The sequence below is a fragment of the Pseudomonas sp. OE 28.3 genome (genome assembly GCF_014268205.2).
GTDB classification, from domain to species: domain Bacteria; phylum Pseudomonadota; class Gammaproteobacteria; order Pseudomonadales; family Pseudomonadaceae; genus Aquipseudomonas; species Aquipseudomonas edaphica.
Genome location: NZ_CP077082.1, coordinates 1,560,301 through 1,576,311 on the forward strand (window position 1 = coordinate 1,560,301; position 16,011 = coordinate 1,576,311).

At 58.0% G+C, this 16,011-nt stretch carries 22 protein-coding genes; 15 read left to right on the forward strand and 7 right to left on the reverse strand.

Annotated elements, in window-relative coordinates; genetic code table 11:
- The first annotated feature begins 1 nt into the window (after nucleotide 1).
- The 11 genes from HU759_RS06930 (at nucleotide 2) to recX (ending at nucleotide 6,881) form a co-directional block, all read left to right on the forward strand.
- Nucleotides 2-1,012 carry a contractile injection system protein, VgrG/Pvc8 family gene (locus HU759_RS06930; RefSeq protein WP_186616801.1) on the forward strand — a complete coding sequence of 337 codons (1,011 nt, stop codon included), beginning with the start codon at nucleotides 2-4 and terminating at the stop codon, nucleotides 1,010-1,012.
- Between the two features lie 47 nt (nucleotides 1,013-1,059).
- Nucleotides 1,060-1,218 (forward strand): Com family DNA-binding transcriptional regulator, encoded by a 159-nt coding sequence (locus HU759_RS06935; RefSeq protein ID WP_138451102.1) that lies wholly within the window; start codon nucleotides 1,060-1,062, stop codon nucleotides 1,216-1,218.
- 38 nt (nucleotides 1,219-1,256) lie between these two features.
- A complete protein-coding gene (locus HU759_RS06940; RefSeq protein ID WP_170036413.1) occupies nucleotides 1,257-2,219 on the forward strand; it encodes a hypothetical protein in 963 nt (320 codons plus the stop codon).
- 157 nt (nucleotides 2,220-2,376) lie between these two features.
- Complete coding sequence (locus HU759_RS06945; RefSeq protein WP_186616802.1) at nucleotides 2,377-2,553, forward strand: hypothetical protein; 177 nt, start codon at nucleotides 2,377-2,379, stop codon at nucleotides 2,551-2,553.
- 128 nt (nucleotides 2,554-2,681) lie between these two features.
- Complete coding sequence (locus tag HU759_RS06950; RefSeq protein WP_056857599.1) at nucleotides 2,682-2,879, forward strand: hypothetical protein; 198 nt, start codon at nucleotides 2,682-2,684, stop codon at nucleotides 2,877-2,879.
- A 77-nt stretch (nucleotides 2,880-2,956) separates the two neighbouring features.
- Nucleotides 2,957-3,148, forward strand: coding sequence for a Com family DNA-binding transcriptional regulator (locus tag HU759_RS06955; protein WP_186616803.1), 192 nt, complete (start codon nucleotides 2,957-2,959; stop codon nucleotides 3,146-3,148).
- A gap of 132 nt (nucleotides 3,149-3,280) precedes the next feature.
- The gene (locus HU759_RS06960) at nucleotides 3,281-4,042 is read left to right on the forward strand and encodes an N-acetylmuramoyl-L-alanine amidase (RefSeq protein ID WP_170036530.1); all 762 of its coding nucleotides are present in this window, start codon (nucleotides 3,281-3,283) and stop codon (nucleotides 4,040-4,042) included.
- Between the two features lie 54 nt (nucleotides 4,043-4,096).
- Complete coding sequence (locus tag HU759_RS06965; RefSeq protein ID WP_138451097.1) at nucleotides 4,097-4,654, forward strand: glycoside hydrolase family 19 protein; 558 nt, start codon at nucleotides 4,097-4,099, stop codon at nucleotides 4,652-4,654.
- Between the two features lie 108 nt (nucleotides 4,655-4,762).
- Nucleotides 4,763-5,263: a CinA family protein gene (locus tag HU759_RS06970; RefSeq protein WP_138451094.1), complete on the forward strand. Its 501-nt coding sequence runs from the start codon at nucleotides 4,763-4,765 to the stop codon at nucleotides 5,261-5,263.
- 83 nt (nucleotides 5,264-5,346) lie between these two features.
- Nucleotides 5,347-6,405, forward strand: a complete 1,059-nt coding sequence (recA, locus tag HU759_RS06975) for a recombinase RecA (protein ID WP_048720087.1) — start codon at nucleotides 5,347-5,349, stop codon at nucleotides 6,403-6,405.
- 8 nt (nucleotides 6,406-6,413) lie between these two features.
- The gene (recX, locus tag HU759_RS06980; RefSeq protein ID WP_034118389.1) at nucleotides 6,414-6,881 is read left to right on the forward strand and encodes a recombination regulator RecX; all 468 of its coding nucleotides are present in this window, start codon (nucleotides 6,414-6,416) and stop codon (nucleotides 6,879-6,881) included.
- A gap of 204 nt (nucleotides 6,882-7,085) precedes the next feature.
- Here recX and HU759_RS06985 read toward each other — a convergent pair whose 3' ends face one another.
- Both HU759_RS06985 and HU759_RS06990 read right to left on the reverse strand, forming a co-directional pair.
- On the reverse strand, nucleotides 7,086-8,198 hold the full coding sequence (locus HU759_RS06985; RefSeq protein WP_170036421.1) for a TIGR00730 family Rossman fold protein: 1,113 nt from the start codon (nucleotides 8,196-8,198) through the stop codon (nucleotides 7,086-7,088).
- A gap of 378 nt (nucleotides 8,199-8,576) precedes the next feature.
- Nucleotides 8,577-9,017 (reverse strand): PA3611 family quorum-sensing-regulated virulence factor, encoded by a 441-nt coding sequence (locus HU759_RS06990; RefSeq protein ID WP_017137078.1) that lies wholly within the window; start codon nucleotides 9,015-9,017, stop codon nucleotides 8,577-8,579.
- 179 nt (nucleotides 9,018-9,196) lie between these two features.
- On the opposite strand from HU759_RS06990, the gene HU759_RS06995 reads away from it, so the two are divergent.
- The 3 genes from HU759_RS06995 to HU759_RS07005 all read left to right on the forward strand — a co-directional run bounded on the left by HU759_RS06995 (nucleotide 9,197) and on the right by HU759_RS07005 (nucleotide 11,257).
- The gene (locus HU759_RS06995; RefSeq protein WP_099548534.1) at nucleotides 9,197-9,916 is read left to right on the forward strand and encodes a tRNA-uridine aminocarboxypropyltransferase; all 720 of its coding nucleotides are present in this window, start codon (nucleotides 9,197-9,199) and stop codon (nucleotides 9,914-9,916) included.
- 252 nt (nucleotides 9,917-10,168) lie between these two features.
- Nucleotides 10,169-10,819 (forward strand): response regulator transcription factor ErdR, encoded by a 651-nt coding sequence (gene erdR / locus HU759_RS07000; protein ID WP_017137080.1) that lies wholly within the window; start codon nucleotides 10,169-10,171, stop codon nucleotides 10,817-10,819.
- 75 nt (nucleotides 10,820-10,894) lie between these two features.
- Nucleotides 10,895-11,257: a diacylglycerol kinase gene (locus HU759_RS07005; RefSeq protein WP_017137081.1), complete on the forward strand. Its 363-nt coding sequence runs from the start codon at nucleotides 10,895-10,897 to the stop codon at nucleotides 11,255-11,257.
- Nucleotides 11,258-11,260: 3 nt separating this feature from the next.
- Here HU759_RS07005 and HU759_RS07010 read toward each other — a convergent pair whose 3' ends face one another.
- The gene (locus tag HU759_RS07010) at nucleotides 11,261-12,187 is read right to left on the reverse strand and encodes a LysR family transcriptional regulator (protein ID WP_026013711.1); all 927 of its coding nucleotides are present in this window, start codon (nucleotides 12,185-12,187) and stop codon (nucleotides 11,261-11,263) included.
- Nucleotides 12,188-12,311: 124 nt separating this feature from the next.
- Between HU759_RS07010 and fpr the strand changes: the two genes are divergently transcribed.
- Entirely contained in the window at nucleotides 12,312-13,091 is a 780-nt protein-coding gene (gene fpr, locus HU759_RS07015; protein WP_003189055.1) for a ferredoxin-NADP reductase, read from the forward strand.
- 148 nt (nucleotides 13,092-13,239) lie between these two features.
- On the opposite strand, the gene tsaA is transcribed toward fpr, so the two are convergent.
- From tsaA to HU759_RS07035, 4 genes are all read right to left on the reverse strand, one after another.
- Nucleotides 13,240-13,935 carry a tRNA (N6-threonylcarbamoyladenosine(37)-N6)-methyltransferase TrmO gene (gene tsaA, locus HU759_RS07020; RefSeq protein WP_099548535.1) on the reverse strand — a complete coding sequence of 232 codons (696 nt, stop codon included), beginning with the start codon at nucleotides 13,933-13,935 and terminating at the stop codon, nucleotides 13,240-13,242.
- A gap of 3 nt (nucleotides 13,936-13,938) precedes the next feature.
- Nucleotides 13,939-14,400 carry a DUF1456 family protein gene (locus tag HU759_RS07025; RefSeq protein WP_003189058.1) on the reverse strand — a complete coding sequence of 154 codons (462 nt, stop codon included), beginning with the start codon at nucleotides 14,398-14,400 and terminating at the stop codon, nucleotides 13,939-13,941.
- Between the two features lie 69 nt (nucleotides 14,401-14,469).
- Entirely contained in the window at nucleotides 14,470-15,180 is a 711-nt protein-coding gene (locus HU759_RS07030; protein ID WP_058421638.1) for an rRNA pseudouridine synthase, read from the reverse strand.
- A gap of 221 nt (nucleotides 15,181-15,401) precedes the next feature.
- Nucleotides 15,402-15,869 carry a GNAT family N-acetyltransferase gene (locus HU759_RS07035; RefSeq protein ID WP_017137085.1) on the reverse strand — a complete coding sequence of 156 codons (468 nt, stop codon included), beginning with the start codon at nucleotides 15,867-15,869 and terminating at the stop codon, nucleotides 15,402-15,404.
- Nucleotides 15,870-16,011: the final 142 nt, after the last annotated feature.

The window sequence follows — 16,011 nt, forward strand, 5'->3', positions numbered from 1 at the left end:
CATGGCACAGGGATTTACGCCAATCGTGGAGTTTTATGGCGCCAATGCCGCGCTGCTCAATCAACGCCTGATGCGTTGGAGCCATACCGACGCCGCGGGTATCGAGTCTGACCGACTGGAGTTGACCCTCAATATCGAGGGGCTGGAAGGTTTGCCCAGCCTGAGCGGCAAGATCGGTTTGCGCGTGGGTTATCAGGAGTCGGCGCTGGTGGAAAAAGGCGAGTTTGTGATCACGCAGCGCACGCCCGTGCTGTTTCCCATGCGCTTGATGATCGTGGCGACAGCCGCACCTTTCAGCATGCTCGACGCCAGCGGTTATCGCCAGCGACGGTCGGCCAGTTACGGACCAACCACGCTGGGCGCACTGTTTCGCCAACTGGTCAGTCGTCACGGTTTTTCACCGCGTGTTGCACCTGCGCTGGAAGGCATTGTGATTGCCCATATCGATCAGTCCAACGAAAGCGACATGGCGTTTATCACCCGCCTTGCCAAACGCTACAGCGCGGTCACCAAACCGATCAACGAGTTGTATGTGCTGGCCGAGGCGGGGCAGGTTAAATCGCTGTCCGGGCAATTATTGCCGCAGGTGAAGCTGTCCGTGACCCAGGACAATCGCCCCGGCGATCAGGCCTTCATCACCGCCAAACTCGACGAAACGTCCCGCTCCAAATACATGGGCAGCCGCGTGACCTGGTGGGATGCCGCAGGTGGCAAACAACAGGTAGTCGAAGTTGGGGTGGCCCCGTTCAAAACCTTGCGCCAGCGCTGCCAGAACCAAGCCGAGGCGCGTGCCGTGGCTGAAGGCGAACTGCGACGTGTGGGACGCGAAGGCTTGAAACTGGTGATCGATTGCCCTGGCAACCCGCTGCTGGCCGCTGAGGGCTTGCTGGTGCTAGATGAAACCTGGCCTTCGTATATGCAGGGCCAGTGGTCGATGAAACAGGTGGTGCATGTTGGCGATCCGGCGACGGGGTATCGCAGTTCGATCACGGCAAATGGGTTGTCGGCGTGAACAGGTAAGTCATTCGCAGCAGCAGTTCACTGATGTTGGAGGAACTTATGTTGAAAGAGCTTCGATGCGGAAACTGCAAAAAACTCCTTGCTCGAATTGGCGAGGTTACAGAACTCCAGATCAAATGTTCCCGATGCGGGGCATTGAACCATGTGAAGGCCACGCGCCTCGAGCAATCGCCCATGAGCGCCATACGCCCAATATAGAGGCCTGAACTTAAATCAGCTCAGTAACGGAGTTTAAAATGGAAAACGCAAACTCAGCGTCTCAAACCTTGCAAGATCTTTGGACTCAAGTACAACCGGTGGATAACACCGGCATGCTTAGGCGCGTGGTTTTTGCGCAAGGCAAGTTTTATGCGGTTGGTGGCAACGGTCTTACCACAACCACTCAGGTTGTCAGCGGAGGCGCAACTGGTACAGCGTGGACCAAGCTTAAGGGCGCCCTCACCTCTGATAGCGGAAAGGTCCTCAACGAGCTGTACTGGAACGGTATTGGGTCATCGCTTCAAGCCCTTTCTCAATCCGGCAATCTGATCTTCGGCAGCGCAGACCACCCTGAAAGGGCTTGGACAGACCTTACGGCAACTGTTCGCGCGTCCGGAGACTTGCAAGGCATTGTGTTTTATTGGCCAATTTACGGCGAGAACTACACCTGGATACTGGTTGGGTCTAACGGTAAAGTCTTTTCCCGTTATGGCGATTGGTCAGGCCAGGTGGAGCGCACTACGACCTTCACTTCTAGCGAGACTGTGTACTGCGTCAACGTCATTGGCAGTTTTGTGTTGATTGCGGGATCGAATGGGAAGCTGCTTAGCGCTGTGAAGATGGCGACGGATAATCCGCAAACATTCACGACCAGAACCAGCACCTTCGGCTATAGCACCATCCTTTCCATGAAGCTTTGCAACGGGAAAATGTTTATCGTTGGTGCGGATGGCAAGATGGCATATTCATCCGATGGGCTTAGCTGGACTGCTGTTGAAGATACCAGTTTCGGTGGAACCATCATCCGCGACATTGCTTACGGTAATGGCAAGTATGTAGCTGTTGGCGACGGCGGCAAGACAGCCGTTTCCGAGGATGGGATCGGCTGGGTTCAGCAAGCCAACACTTTCGCAGGAACCGATATCCGGAGCGTTGCCTACGGCAACGGCAATTTTACAGCTGTTGGTGCAGGCGGCAAGATTGCTTACTGGACTCCATGATCTTCTATCTCCTTGCGTAATAGAGCCCAGCCGTCGCGCTGGGCTTTTTATTGCCTAATTTTCCCCAAGCCCTCAAAGCCTCTGACTTGTCACGCTGATGAGGGACCTATTCAGGGCCTCAGCATTCGCTGGGGCTTTTCGTGTCTGGAGGTTCAGCATGCTGCTCAGAAGTCTCGAAGATGCGAAGCTATTTGTGGTGGTCGACGGCATCGCATGCGCCTACTACGCGCAGATCGGTGCAACCGAAATCGAAAATGCAAAACAGGCCGACTCGATTACACCAGAGCAGCGCTGGTTCCTGAAAGGGCTCACCTTCGGACCTATCAATCGTTAATTCCAGGCCTCGCCATTGAACGGGGACGTTTGCCTTAAGCCGTTCGTCCATTGATTGGCACTGACCATGACCTGCCAGCCTCCCATGTTCAAGCGCGGATATCCCGAGCATAAAAACGGAGAGTCAGCATGGACATCGATAAGAATGCGCCAGGCAATATTTCTCAGCAGGAAGTCACACGCGGCACTGATAACGAGACAGGGCATGACCCAAGGCGTGATGAGGACAAGATCCCGCTGCCGCCTGACGACGATGCACCTCTCGAAGAGGATATGTCGGATGTGGACGCCGCTGATTCAGTAGCGAGCGAGCATCCTGACAACTGAGTAAAATCAGCTAACAAACCCGGCGATTGTGTCGGGTTTTTTATTGCCCACGGAAAGGGTAATTCAGCAAAAGGAATTTGCAGATGTTGAAAGAATTCAGATGCAGTAACTGCAAAAGACTTTTCGCCTGCACAGGTGGGTTTACAGAGCTCCAGATCAAATGTTCCCGATGTGGGATGCTGAATCATGTGAAGCCCCCGAGCCTCGAGCAATCGCCTTTGAGCAACATGAAAGTGGAATCTTCCGCGACAAGTCATTCGACTCGATAGGTGAATACACATGAACACTATATTGAACTTCATCGTCTCTGAGAGCGCCAGGTGGCAGCATTCGCGTGCGGTTAATTCAAGGCGCGTGTGCTGCGTAATAGCTAAAGGATGGATAGGAAAAAGGGAGGCTCTATGTTTACGATTGACTACAACACTTATCGCACGCTTAAACCTTACGGCAAACGTGTACGTTTCCTGGTGTTGCACTACACCGCGTTGGACTTTTCTGGCTCGGTCAAATCGCTGACCACCGGGGCTGCAAGTGCGCATTATCTGATCCCGGATCCAACCGATCCGAGCTACATTGCGGCGGGCTTCAAGGGGCAGAAGATTTTCAGTCTGGTGGCGGAAGAGGACCGTGCGTGGCACGCAGGTGTCAGCCAGTGGGCCGGTCGTTCAGGGTTGAACGACACCTCTATCGGTATCGAGATTGTTAACCAGGCCACGGATGTCGACGGCGTTTTCACGTTCCCTGACTACCAGGCTTCGCAAATCAGAGCCCTCAAGCAATTGGCGAGGAACATCCTGCAACGTTACCCGGACATGTCGCCGAAAAACGTGGTAGGCCATTCCGATATTGCGGTCGGTCGCAAATCAGACCCGGGCCCCAAGCTTCCCTGGAAAGACCTTGCGCAGGCAGGTATCGGCGCCTGGTACGAGGATTCAGTCAAAGACAAATACCTCCAGCAATTCAGTGGCGAAATGCCTGAGCGTGAGCAAGTGGTTCAGGCATTTTCCCGCTATGGCTATGGCATTGAAACGCCCACTTCTGATGGTTTTTTCAGTGCGCTGGTACGGGCTTTTCAACTGCACTTTCGGCCTGAAAACCATGATGGCGTGCTGGATTGCGAAACCTGCGCGATCTTGTATGCACTGAATGAAAAATACGCCTGAGTTCGTGCGGCACTCAAAGCTCGATCTTCATTTCGAAGCGCCGAGGAGGGCAACATGGTCCTGTCCGAGCAACAGTTAGTTAAAGTCTTACCACGCTCACAGCTTAAAGCTGGCGTTTTCATTTCTGCGTTAAACGCGGCCATGTCACACCACCAAATCATCACACCTGAGCGCATGGCCGCATTTCTTGCCCAAATCGGCCACGAATCCGGCCAGTTGCTCTATGTGCGAGAACTGGGCAGCGATCAATACCTGAGCAAATACGACACCGGCACCCTGGCCGCGCGTTTGGGCAACACCCCCGAGGCCGACGGCGATGGCCAGAAGTACCGGGGCAGGGGGCTTATTCAGATCACCGGGCGGCGCAATTACCTGGCCTGCAGCCAAGCGTTGTTCGGCGACGAGCGCCTGTTGCAGCAACCGCAACTGCTGGAGCAGCCGCAATGGGCGTGTGAGTCCGCCGCATGGTTCTGGCAAAGCAATGGTTTGAACGAACTCGCCGACAAAGACCAGTTCACCACCATAACCCGACGCATCAATGGCGGGCTGAACGGGCTGGATGAGCGTTTGCAACTGTGGGCGCGGGCGAAGGCGGTGTTGGGCGTTTCCTGAGGTGGCGTGCGCGTCGTCGGCCGTTAGCGTCTTGATGCACTCTCTAACTTGCATGGCCGATAGGCTCCTGTAGGGTAGGCAAACCCCCGCCCACTCCTGGAGACGACTGTGAAGGAAATCACTCAACTGGCTGCTGAACTGGGTCGCCGTTTGCAGGTACTCAATGCCCACGTCACCACTGCCGAGTCCTGCACCGGTGGCGGTATCGCCGAAGCCATCACGCGCATACCGGGCAGTTCGGCGTGGTTTGAGGCCGGTTATGTCACTTACTCCAATCGGCAGAAAACCCGGCAGCTGGGCGTGCCGGAGGCGTTGTTCCCCAAGGTCGGCGCCGTCAGCCAGGAAGTGGTGGAGGCGATGGCGCGCGGTGCGCAGGAAAAAAGCCTGTCGCGCTTTGCCGTGGCGGTCAGCGGCGTGGCGGGGCCGGATGGTGGTTCGCCGGATAAACCGGTAGGCACTGTATGGCTGGCGTTCGGCGTGGGTGATGAGGTGACGGCCGAGTTGGCGCACTTCCCCGGCAACCGCGACGAGGTCCGTCGACAAACGGTAAAGGCCGCGCTGGAGGGCTTGTTGCGACGAGCTGCAGCAGAAATCGAAAATCAGGGGTAGGCGATCCCGGATCTTTGTGGAACAATACTGTCTACTTATACAGGTGTTGGCCGTCAGGCCTTATTGATTACGTGAGGACTTTAATGGACGACAACAAGAAGAAAGCCTTGGCTGCGGCCCTGGGTCAGATCGAACGTCAATTCGGCAAGGGTGCCGTAATGCGTATGGGCGATCACGACCGTCAGGCGATCCCGGCTATTTCCACTGGCTCTCTGGGTCTGGACATCGCACTCGGCATTGGCGGCCTGCCAAAAGGCCGTATCGTTGAAATCTACGGTCCTGAATCTTCCGGTAAAACCACCCTGACCCTGTCGGTGATTGCCCAGGCGCAAAAAATGGGCGCCACCTGTGCGTTCGTCGACGCCGAGCACGCCCTGGACCCGGAATACGCCGGTAAGCTGGGCGTCAACGTTGACGACCTGCTGGTTTCCCAGCCGGACACCGGTGAGCAAGCCCTGGAAATCACCGACATGCTGGTGCGCTCCAACGCCATCGACGTGATCGTGGTCGACTCCGTGGCTGCCCTGGTACCGAAAGCTGAAATCGAAGGCGAAATGGGCGACATGCACGTGGGCCTGCAAGCCCGCCTGATGTCCCAGGCGCTGCGTAAAATTACCGGTAACATCAAGAACGCCAACTGCCTGGTGATCTTCATCAACCAGATCCGTATGAAGATCGGCGTAATGTTCGGCAGCCCGGAAACCACTACCGGTGGTAACGCGCTGAAGTTCTACGCTTCGGTCCGTCTGGACATCCGCCGTACCGGCGCGGTGAAGGAAGGTGACGAAGTTGTTGGTAGCGAAACTCGCGTTAAAGTCGTGAAGAACAAGGTCGCTCCGCCTTTCCGTCAGGCAGAGTTCCAGATTCTCTACGGCAAGGGTATCTACCTGAACGGCGAGATGATTGACCTGGGCGTACTGCACGGTTTCGTCGAGAAGTCCGGTGCCTGGTATGCCTACAACGGCAGCAAGATCGGTCAGGGCAAGGCCAACTCGGCCAAGTTCCTGGCAGACAACCCGGATATCGCTGCCACGCTTGAGAAGCAGATTCGCGACAAGCTGCTGACCCCAGCGCCAGACGTGAAAGCTGCCGCCAACCGCGAGCCGGTTGAAGAAGTGGAAGAAGCTGACACTGATATCTGAAGCAAACGATGACTGTGGTACTGGATACACTCGTCGCCGTTCGGCGCACCGCGATGGACCTGCTCGCTCGCCGCGAGCATGGTCGAGTCGAGCTGACGCGTAAACTGCGTCAGCGCGGTGCAGAGCCCGAGATGATCGAAACAGCCCTCGACCGTTTGACGGAAGAGGGGCTGCTTTCCGAAGCCCGCTATCTTGAAAGCTTTGTTTCCTACCGCGCGCGCTCCGGCTACGGCCCGGCGCGAATTCGTGAAGAACTGAGCCAACGCGGCCTGCAACGTGCCGATATCGACCTCGCCCTGCGTGAGTGCGGTATCAGTTGGCAGTCGCAGTTGGAAGATACCTGGCGTCGCAAGTTTGCCGGCCATCTGCCGATTGATGCCCGGGAGCGTGCAAAGCAAGGCCGCTTCTTGAGCTATCGCGGGTTTTCGATGGATATGATCAGTCGGCTGCTCAGCGGTCGAGACATGGACGATTAAGTCTTCAGGCTGGTAAAAATCTAAATGTGGGAGCTGGCTTGCCTGCGATGGCAGTGGGTCAGCTACCTATAAGCTAGCTGGCAAACCGCAATCGCAGGCAAGCCAGCTCCCACATTGGAATGTGTTGGTTGCCGGGATGCCAAATCCCGATAAAACAAAAGGCCCACTACGACAGTAGTGGGCCTTTTTTTTTTGCCTTAAAAATCACGCCGGCTCCGGCGCCACCCGCTGCTGTGTCTTGCCCTGAGCCTGAGCCCAGTTCTCCGGCAAATTGATGTAGTCCACCAATTCCCGCAGGCGGCCCTGATCACGACCGTTGAAGTTGAACACCAGCCGCGTCAAATGGCTGAACCTTGGTTCATCATGTTCCTCGCCTGTGTAAGCAAGCTGCTGGAACTCTCCACTTAGCCGCAAGCTGGCAAACTCGCTCTGCAAGTGGGTCAGTGCACGATCACTGAGCGGATGATTCATGCGCACCACAAACTCACGCTTCAACCAACGCGTGGAGTGGAAGTTGGCATAGAACTGGTTGATCTCCGCCACCGCCTCTTCAGCGCTGTAGACCAGGCGGATCAGCTTGAGGTCGGTGGGCAGGATATAGCGATTGGCTTCCAACTGACTGCGAATGAAGTCCAGTGCGCCTTGCCAGAAACCACCGCCTGGGGCATCCAGCAGCACCACCGGCACCAGCGGGCTCTTGCCAGTCTGGATCAGGGTCAGCACTTCCAGCGCTTCATCCAGCGTGCCAAAACCGCCCGGGCACAGCACCAACGCGTCGGCTTCCTTGACGAAGAACAGCTTGCGGGTAAAGAAGAAGTGGAAAGACAGCAGGTTCTCGGTGCCATCAATGGTCGGGTTGGCGTGCTGTTCAAACGGCAGGTTGATGTTGAACCCCAGGCTGTGTTCCAGACCTGCGCCCTCGTGGGCAGCGGCCATGATGCCGCCGCCACCGCCGGTGATCACCATCAGGTCGGATTGCGCCAGCAGCGTGCCGACTTCCCTTGCCAAGGCGTACAGCGGGCTTTCGACCGGCGTGCGCGCCGAGCCAAACACCGTGACCTTGCGGCGGCCCTTGAACTGTTCCAGCACGCGGAAGGCGTTATCCAGCTCGCGGATCGCCTGCAGCGTGATTTTTGCATTCCAACGGTTGCGGTCATCCTTGGCCATGCGCAGCACGGTGAGGATCATATCGCGATAAAGGGGGATGTTCGGGCTGTTGGGAGCGACCAGCTGGAGTTGTGCGTCGACCTGCTGGGTGAGGTCAGCGCCGTTTGCTTCAAAATGACGGAGCAGGCGGTCATTCGGTTCGTAAGGCATTCAACTTCTCCTTCTTCACAGAACCTGGGCCATCGGCGAGAGATTCGTCCGCGGCCACGACACTGCGTGTGTCGCTGCACGCCTTAAGCGTTGCACGGTGTTCGCCAGGCGGCGAAACGGGCTCTGTATGTTCCTTGTGATTTGGAAACCTTTGCACTGCAAGTCGCAGGAGGGCAACCCTCTTTTGCCCTGAAAATGTTACAGAACGGCGTGAAAAACGCAGTAGATGGGCTGCCGAGATGGCTTGATCATGAGCCGAAAAACCCTTGGCTGGCAACCGCTTATTGGTCACTCATCAAGCAGTTTAGTTGGCGGCTGGCCAATGAGGCGAGGGAGGTGCGCGCCACCGGACAGCAGCGCGCGATGATCGAGCAACAGTTACTTTTTCTTCTTCGCCGCAGCGGGGGCCGGGCAATCGGCTTCCACGAACTTGACCGACGCTACCGGGCGGTTGGTCTTGTTTTCGGTGATCTCATAACGCATCACGGCGCCCTTGGCCATCAGCTCGCGATAGCCTTTGTTCAGGCATACGCTTTGACCCAGCTGGAAATACACAGCTTTGGGGTTTGCGCGCATCTGTTCGGCACGGTCAGGTAGCACACTGAGGTGATCAATCAGTTGCATGCCTTCAACGGTGTAGGCCACTTCCAGGGTCTTTGCATCGATTTCCCGGGGCAGGTCCTTGTTGCTCTCGGCCGCGACGCTCTGCAGTTTCCTGTTCATTTGGGCCTCCAGCAGCGACGCCGCGTGGGCGCCCATGGGCAGAACCAGCGCAAGGGCGACGGATGGGGCAACAAGGCGCAGCATGGAACGCAGCATGAAACTCTCCTGATTCGGTTACTGGTGCATAGACCAGCCACTGCGCTGTGCGTTCAGTGGCGCGCAATTATAGGGGACCGCTTGCCACTACAGCCAGGCGTATCGCTGGTAAACTGCGGCCACTTAAGCCTGATTCGAGTTTTGCCTGTGTCGATTGACCTCTGCTCGCGGTGCGCCCGATGAGCCACGCCGTCTCCCGCTTGCGTACCCAGCGCCTGGCGCGCGCCGTCCGGCCGTTTCTAAACCGTGGTTCGCGCGCCGAACGTTGCCCCGGTTGCCGGGTGATTCCCGAGTACTGCCTGTGCGCCTGGCGCCCAACAGTGCAGGCCCGCTCGGCCATGTGCCTGTTGATGCATGACGTGGAACCGATGAAACCCAGCAATACCGGCTGGCTGATCGCCGATGTGATCGATGACACCACCGCGTTCGCCTGGTCGCGCACAGAAGTGGACCCTGAGTTGCTGACCCTGTTAGCCGACCCGCAATGGCAACCGTATATCGTGTTTCCGGGCGAATTCGTTGCGCCTGAGCGAGTGTGCAGTGAGGTGAGGGTGCAAGACGGCAAGCGCCCGTTATTCATCCTGCTGGACGGCACCTGGAGCGAGGCGCGCAAGATGTTCCGCAAAAGCCCTTACCTTGCGCACTTGCCGGTGTTGAGCCTGGCGCCCGAACAGCTGTCACGCTACAAGCTGCGCCGGTCCAAGCGCGATGATCATTTCTGTACCGCCGAGGTTGCGGCGCTGTGCCTGGAGCTGGCCGACGACCCAGCAGCCAGCGAAGTGCTGGATGCCTACCTCGATGTGTTCAGCACGCATTACCTGGCCGCTAAATTTCAATTGCCGCTGGACCCGGCGGACAGCGTGCACATGCGGCTCGCGCCCCATATCCCTACGGTATAACCAGACGACGTTTGCATGATGGCACCGTAAACCCGCAACCGGCTAAAATGCCCACGGGCGTAGTGCTTGACCCCCCAGGCTGCGCTGGGCATGCTGGGCGCCGATTGGGGCGTAACCGTGACTTTTCAGTGTCGTTTCAGGTGTTTTTGATGCTGAGTGTGCCCTGTGGCGATGGCTGCCTGGCTATTGCCTTGTGTACTGGCGAACCCTGAACCCATCAGGGCTCCCATAAAAAACAGGATCATTTAATCAATGGCCACATACGAAATCCTGATAGCCGATGACCATCCGCTGTTTCGCAGTGCGCTGCATCAGGCCGTTACCTTGGGCCTTGGCCCTGACGTGAGCCTGGTCGAAGTGGCCAGCATTGCCGAACTGGAAGCCCGCCTCAACGAAAAATCCGACTGGGACCTGGTGCTGCTCGACCTGAACATGCCGGGTGCCTATGGCTTCTCGGGATTGGTGCTCTTACGCGGGCAATACCCGCAGATCCCGGTAGTAATGGTTTCAGCCCAGGAAGAAGCCGACGTGGTGGTGCGCTCCAAGGAGTTTGGTGCCAGCGGTTTCATTCCCAAGTCCAGCTCTATGGAAGCGATCCAGAAAGCCGTGCGCACCGTGCTGGATGGCGACGTGTCATGGCCGCCGCAAGCGTTTGAAGAAATCAACGTGTCCGACGAAGCCAAAGCCGCCCGTGATGGCCTTGCCAGCCTGACGCCCCAGCAATTTCGGGTGCTGACCATGGTTTGTGAAGGTTTGTTGAACAAGCAGATTGCGTATGAGTTGAGTGTGTCGGAAGCGACCATCAAGGCCCACGTGACGGCGATCTTTCGCAAGCTCGGCGTGCGTACCCGCACTCAGGCGGCGCTGCTCTTGCAACAACTTGAGTCAATTTCGCAGCATTAAGCTGTACCCGATTCACGCTTTTTTGACTTTGCGTGATCTAGTTTCCCCACTTCTTTGGTTCAGTTGCCTACATCTATGTCGCCTTTCAAGGGTCAAACCGGTATCAAACGTATCTTCAACGCAGGGGGCTATTCCCTGGATGGCCTGCGCGCAGCTTTCACCGGCGAGGCGGCATTCCGTCAGTTGGTGTTGCTGAACGTGATCCTGATCCCGCTGAGCTTCTTCCTGCACGTCAGTCGGGTCGAGCGCGCCTTGCTCATCGCGGTCTGCCTCCTGGCCTTGATCGTTGAGTTGCTCAACTCGGCAGTGGAAGCGGCTATCGACCGGATTTCCCTCGACCGCCACCCGCTGTCGAAAAACGCCAAGGACATGGGCAGCGCCGCGCAATTCGTAGCGCTGACCATGATTACCCTGGTGTGGGCCGTGATCCTGATCTAAGCCTCAGGCAATGTTAGGCAGCACGATCTCGTCGCTGCGCTGAACCCCGGCGGTGAAGGCGCGGCACAGTTCCAGGAACTCGCGCATCGCCGAGGTCTGGTACTTCTGTTTATGCCAGATGAAGTAAAACTGCCGGGCCAGGTCCAGGTCCGGGGTTTCCACCGGCACCAAACTGCCACGGCGGAACGCATCGCGCAGGGCCAGTCGGGAAATACAGCCAATCCCCAACCCTGACTCCACTGCACGCTTGATCGCCTCGGTGTGTTCAAGCTCGAGGCGGATATTCAGCGCGCTACGGTGATGGCGCATGGCCTGGTCAAAGGTCAAGCGCGTGCCCGAGCCCTGTTCGCGCAGGATCCATGCTTCATGGGTCAGCTCTTCCATCGTCGCCACACCGCGCTTGGCCAAGTGATGCTGAGGCGCACAGAACACCACCAACTCATCCTCGACCCAGGTTTGTACCTCGATGTCCGGGTGGCTGCAGTCGCCTTCGATTAGACCCAGGTCAATTTCGTAATGCGCCACTTGGTGCACGATATTGGCAGTATTCTGCACATGCAGTTTCACCTGGCTCTCGGGGTGCTGCTGCATGAAACTGCCGATCAGCAGGGTCGCCAGGTAATTGCCGATGGTCAGGGTGGCGCCGACCGCCAGGGAACCAAAGCCGGACTTGCCGTTGAGCAAGTCTTCGATCTCCTTGGCCTGGTCCAGCAGCGCAACGGCCTGCGGTAATAACTGATGGCCAAGAGCGTTGAGGCTCAGGCGCTTGCCTGCGCGGTCGAATAATTGGCAGCTGGATTGACGCTCCAGCTCGGTGATTGAGGTGCTGGCGGCGGATTGAGATAAGGCCAGAAGGCCAGCAGCGCGTGAGACGCTTTCCTGCTGGGCGACGGCGACGAAGACTTGCAGTTGACGTAGAGTAAATCGCATATCGATATAACCGATAACCCTTATCTTAATAATCCAGTTAACAGATATTGTCGCCGCCATTAGAATGCTGTGCAATTGCGCATCTCATCTTTGGCGCAGACCCATTTCCAGGAGTTCCCCGTACATGAGCAACATGAACCACGAACGTGTCCTCAGTGTTCATCACTGGAACGACACGCTGTTCAGCTTCAAGTGCACCCGCGATCCGGGCTTGCGCTTTGAGAATGGTCAGTTCGTGATGATCGGCCTGCAACAGCCCAACGGCCGCCCACTCATGCGCGCGTACTCCATTGCCAGCCCAAACTGGGAAGAGCATCTGGAGTTCTTCAGCATCAAGGTGCCCGATGGTCCGCTGACTTCGCAATTGCAGCACTTGAAGGAAGGCGACGAGATCATCATCAGCAAAAAACCGACAGGCACCCTGGTGCTTGACGATTTGAAGCCGGGCAAACATCTGTACCTGCTCAGCACGGGTACCGGTCTGGCGCCGTTCATGAGCGTGATCCAGGACCCGGAAACCTACGAGCGCTTCGAAAAAGTGATCCTGTGCCACGGCGTGCGTTACGTCAATGAAGTCGCCTACCGCGAATTCATCACCGAGCACCTGCCGCAGAACGAATTCTTCGGCGAGGCGTTGCGTGACAAGTTGATCTACTACCCAACGGTGACCCGCGAGCCGTTCGAAAACGAAGGCCGCCTGACCGACCTGATGCGCAGCGGCAAGCTGTTCAGCGACATCGGCCTGCCGCCGATCAACCCCGAGGACGACCGCGCCATGCTGTGCGGCAGCCCGAGCATGTTGGACGAGACCAGCGAAGTGCTGAACAGCTTCGGCCTGAAAGTTTCGCCACGTATGCGTGAGCCGGGTGATTACCTGATCGAGCGCGCGTTCGTCGAGAAGTAAACACTGCTCAAAAAAAATGTGGGAGCTGGCTTGTGTGGGAGCTGGCTTGCCTGCGATGCAGACACCTCGGTCGTTCAGTTGAACTGAGGTGATGCTATCGCATGCAAGCCAGCTCCCACATGAGCGGCTCCCCCAGTTGTTTCGGCGTTTACTTGGCCGGTACCACTTCCAGCACACAGATGACACCCGCCTCTGGATAGTGCCAACGCACATCCACATCCCAGAACTGCGCGCCGTACTCACGCTCAGGCCCTGGCGTCTGATACGCCGGCCGTGGGTCCTGGGCCAGACACTGCTCGATCAATGCCACCAGCGGCTCATCAAGGCGCTGCGCATGGCCTTGTGCCTGGTGCAGGGCCGTCTTCAGCCACTGCACGGGAATCAGCTGCGGCGCACTGCTGGCAATATCATTGGTGGCGGTGTCAATGATGTCCGCGTACGGCACGTACGGCTTGATATCCAGCACCGGCGTGCCGTCGAGCAAATCGATCCCGGAAACCCACAAGCGGCCCGGCTCGACCTTATCCAGCTTCACCACCGACTGGCCAATGCCATTGGGCCGGTGTGTCGCGCGGGTGGCAAACACGCCCATGGAGGTGTTGCCGCCCAGGCGTGGCGGCCGCACCTTGAGGCGCGGCTTGTCTTCCAGGGCCTGGTGGAACAGAAACAGCAGCCACACATGGCTGACCTGCTCCAGGCCCTGCACCGCCTCGCCCTGATCGAACGGCGCCACCAGCTCCAGCACGCCGCGTGCGGCCGGGGCCAGCTGCGGCTGGCGCGGGATGGCGAACTTCTCCTTGAAGCAGGAGCGCACGAAGCCGACGGGCGAGACCGAGTAGCTCATGGCTTACGCACGAACCCGCAGGGTCAGGCCCTTAAGGAAATTGCGCAGCAACTGGTCGCCACAGGTGCGGTAGTTGGTGTGGCCGAACTTGCGGAACAGTGCGCTCAACTCAGGCTTGGACACCGGGAACTCAGCGGCCTTGAGGATGGCGTGCATGTCGTCTTCCTTCAGTTCGAAGGCCACGCGCAGCTTCTTGAGGATGATGTTGTTGGTCACCGGGGTTTCGATCGGCTGCGGCGGACGGCTTTCGTCCTTGCCACGCTTGAAGATCACCAGGCCATCGAGGAAGTGCGCCATGACATCGTCCGGGCAGAACACAAAACCTTCTTCCTCATCTTTCTTGAGGTAGGTCAGCAGGTCTTCCTTGGTGACGTCCATGCCGCCGAGCTTGATGATCTCGACCATCTTGTTGTCGCTGATGTCGAGCATGTAGCGCACGCTGCGCAATACGTCGTTGTGAATCATGGTGGGCAATCCTGGTATTCAACTGAGGGCACCGCGCAGAGTTGCCGGTGCCGGGAAAAGGGGAGCGGCTTAGAATTTCTCTTTGCCGGACAGGTAACGCCATTGGCCGACCGGCACCTTGCCGATGGACACGCCGCCAATGCGGATGCGGCGGATGGCGATGACTTTCAGGCCGACCGCTTCGCAAAACAGGGCAATTACACCCGGCTGCGGGTTTTTCAGCGCAAACCGCAGGCGGTTTTCGTTCTGCCAGCTGGCTTTGACGGCCGGCAGCTCTTTGCCTTTGTAGGTCAAACCGTGGTTCAGGCGGTTGAGGCCATGGGCAACCATGTCACCCTCGACCTCAACCACGTATTCCTGCTCGATCTTGGCGGCATCGGCGGTCAACTTGCGCAAAATCTTCCAGTCCTGGGTGAACACCAGCAGGCCGCTGGCCTTGGCCTGCAGATCGGCGCTGGCGGTCAGGCGCAGGAAGTGGCCCTTGAGCGGGCGCTTGCTGAAACGGTGCTCTTCGGACAGCGTCTCGGCGCTGATCGAGGCCATTGCTGTTTCCACATCCACGCCCACCGGGGCGTGCAGCAGAATGGTCACCGGTTCCGGCACAGTGGCTTTAGCCTCTGGGTCCAGCTCGACCTTCTGGGTGGTGACCTTGAATTGCGGCTCGTCGATCACTTCACCGTCCACCGAGACCCAGCCGCCTTCGATAAACAGCTCAGCCTCCCGACGGGAGCAACCGACCAGTTCGATAAGGCGTTTGGAAAGGCGTATGGGGTCAGTCATGACAAGGGCCGTAGCAAAAGGGGGCGGCTATTGTACCTGTGTGGGCGCGGTTAATCCCGGACCCATTTCAGCGTAGTGGCTTTTTGTGGGCGCTGGCCTGTGTGGGAGTCGGGCTTGCCCGCGATGCAGACACCTCGGTCGTGCATTTGGAATCGAGGTGATGCCATCGCAGGCAAGCCAGCTCCCACACAAGCACGCTCCCACATTGGCGCTGTGTTGTGTCAGCCACTGCGCCGTTGCTGTTGGCGCAAGCGCATATGCAGCAGCGGGTACGGCTGGCCAAGGCCATCATGCTCGGCACGTCCGACCACCTCGAAACCCTGCTTGAAGTAGAACCCCAGGGCCTGCGGGTTTTGCTCGTTGACGTCCAGCGCATCGGCATTCAGGTGCTCGATCGCATAACTCAGCAATTGCTGGCCCAAGCCCTGGCCACGGTGTTGCGGGTCGATAAACAGCATCTCGACCTTGCCCGCCGCTACCCCGGCAAACCCGGTGATGCGCTGGCGCGCGTCCTTGGTGCAGATCAGCATCACCGCGTCCAGGTAGCGCGTCAGCACCAGCTCCTTGAGCAGTACGATGTAGCTGTCCGGCAAAAAGTCATGGGTCGCTCGCACGGAGTCTTCCCAGATCTGCGCCAATTGCTGGTAGTCGCTGGTTTTAGGTGTGTGGATAACCGAATGCTGACGCATGCCCGCTGCCCCTTGCCGATGATCGGCGCTGATGGGCAAACGATAGACCTAAAAAAGCCCCGCATCTTGCTCAGACACGAGGCTTTTTCAATTTTTCACGCCGATCGTTCCCACGCTCTGCGTGGGAATGCCTCGCCGGACG

Bases quoted from the DNA above. Each gene is read 5' to 3' on its own strand.
- HU759_RS06990 (WP_017137078.1), bottom strand. From the start codon at position 9,017: ATGCTGCGTTCCATGCTGCGCCTTGTTGCCCCATCCGTCGCCCTTGCG.
- HU759_RS06960 (WP_170036530.1), top strand. From the start codon at position 3,281: ATGTTTACGATTGACTACAACACTTATCGCACGCTTAAACCTTACGGC.
- HU759_RS06995 (WP_099548534.1), top strand. From the start codon at position 9,197: ATGAGCCACGCCGTCTCCCGCTTGCGTACCCAGCGCCTGGCGCGCGCC.
- tsaA (WP_099548535.1), bottom strand. From the start codon at position 13,935: ATGAGCTACTCGGTCTCGCCCGTCGGCTTCGTGCGCTCCTGCTTCAAG.
- HU759_RS06945 (WP_186616802.1), top strand. From the start codon at position 2,377: ATGCTGCTCAGAAGTCTCGAAGATGCGAAGCTATTTGTGGTGGTCGAC.
- HU759_RS07010 (WP_026013711.1), bottom strand. From the start codon at position 12,187: ATGCGATTTACTCTACGTCAACTGCAAGTCTTCGTCGCCGTCGCCCAG.
- HU759_RS06985 (WP_170036421.1), bottom strand. From the start codon at position 8,198: ATGCCTTACGAACCGAATGACCGCCTGCTCCGTCATTTTGAAGCAAAC.
- erdR (WP_017137080.1), top strand. From the start codon at position 10,169: ATGGCCACATACGAAATCCTGATAGCCGATGACCATCCGCTGTTTCGC.
- HU759_RS07025 (WP_003189058.1), bottom strand. From the start codon at position 14,400: ATGATTCACAACGACGTATTGCGCAGCGTGCGCTACATGCTCGACATC.
- HU759_RS06965 (WP_138451097.1), top strand. From the start codon at position 4,097: ATGGTCCTGTCCGAGCAACAGTTAGTTAAAGTCTTACCACGCTCACAG.
- HU759_RS07035 (WP_017137085.1), bottom strand. From the start codon at position 15,869: ATGCGTCAGCATTCGGTTATCCACACACCTAAAACCAGCGACTACCAG.
- HU759_RS06940 (WP_170036413.1), top strand. From the start codon at position 1,257: ATGGAAAACGCAAACTCAGCGTCTCAAACCTTGCAAGATCTTTGGACT.
- HU759_RS07005 (WP_017137081.1), top strand. From the start codon at position 10,895: ATGTCGCCTTTCAAGGGTCAAACCGGTATCAAACGTATCTTCAACGCA.
- recX (WP_034118389.1), top strand. From the start codon at position 6,414: ATGACTGTGGTACTGGATACACTCGTCGCCGTTCGGCGCACCGCGATG.
- HU759_RS06935 (WP_138451102.1), top strand. From the start codon at position 1,060: ATGTTGAAAGAGCTTCGATGCGGAAACTGCAAAAAACTCCTTGCTCGA.
- recA (WP_048720087.1), top strand. From the start codon at position 5,347: ATGGACGACAACAAGAAGAAAGCCTTGGCTGCGGCCCTGGGTCAGATC.
- HU759_RS07030 (WP_058421638.1), bottom strand. From the start codon at position 15,180: ATGACTGACCCCATACGCCTTTCCAAACGCCTTATCGAACTGGTCGGT.
- HU759_RS06950 (WP_056857599.1), top strand. From the start codon at position 2,682: ATGGACATCGATAAGAATGCGCCAGGCAATATTTCTCAGCAGGAAGTC.
- HU759_RS06930 (WP_186616801.1), top strand. From the start codon at position 2: ATGGCACAGGGATTTACGCCAATCGTGGAGTTTTATGGCGCCAATGCC.
- fpr (WP_003189055.1), top strand. From the start codon at position 12,312: ATGAGCAACATGAACCACGAACGTGTCCTCAGTGTTCATCACTGGAAC.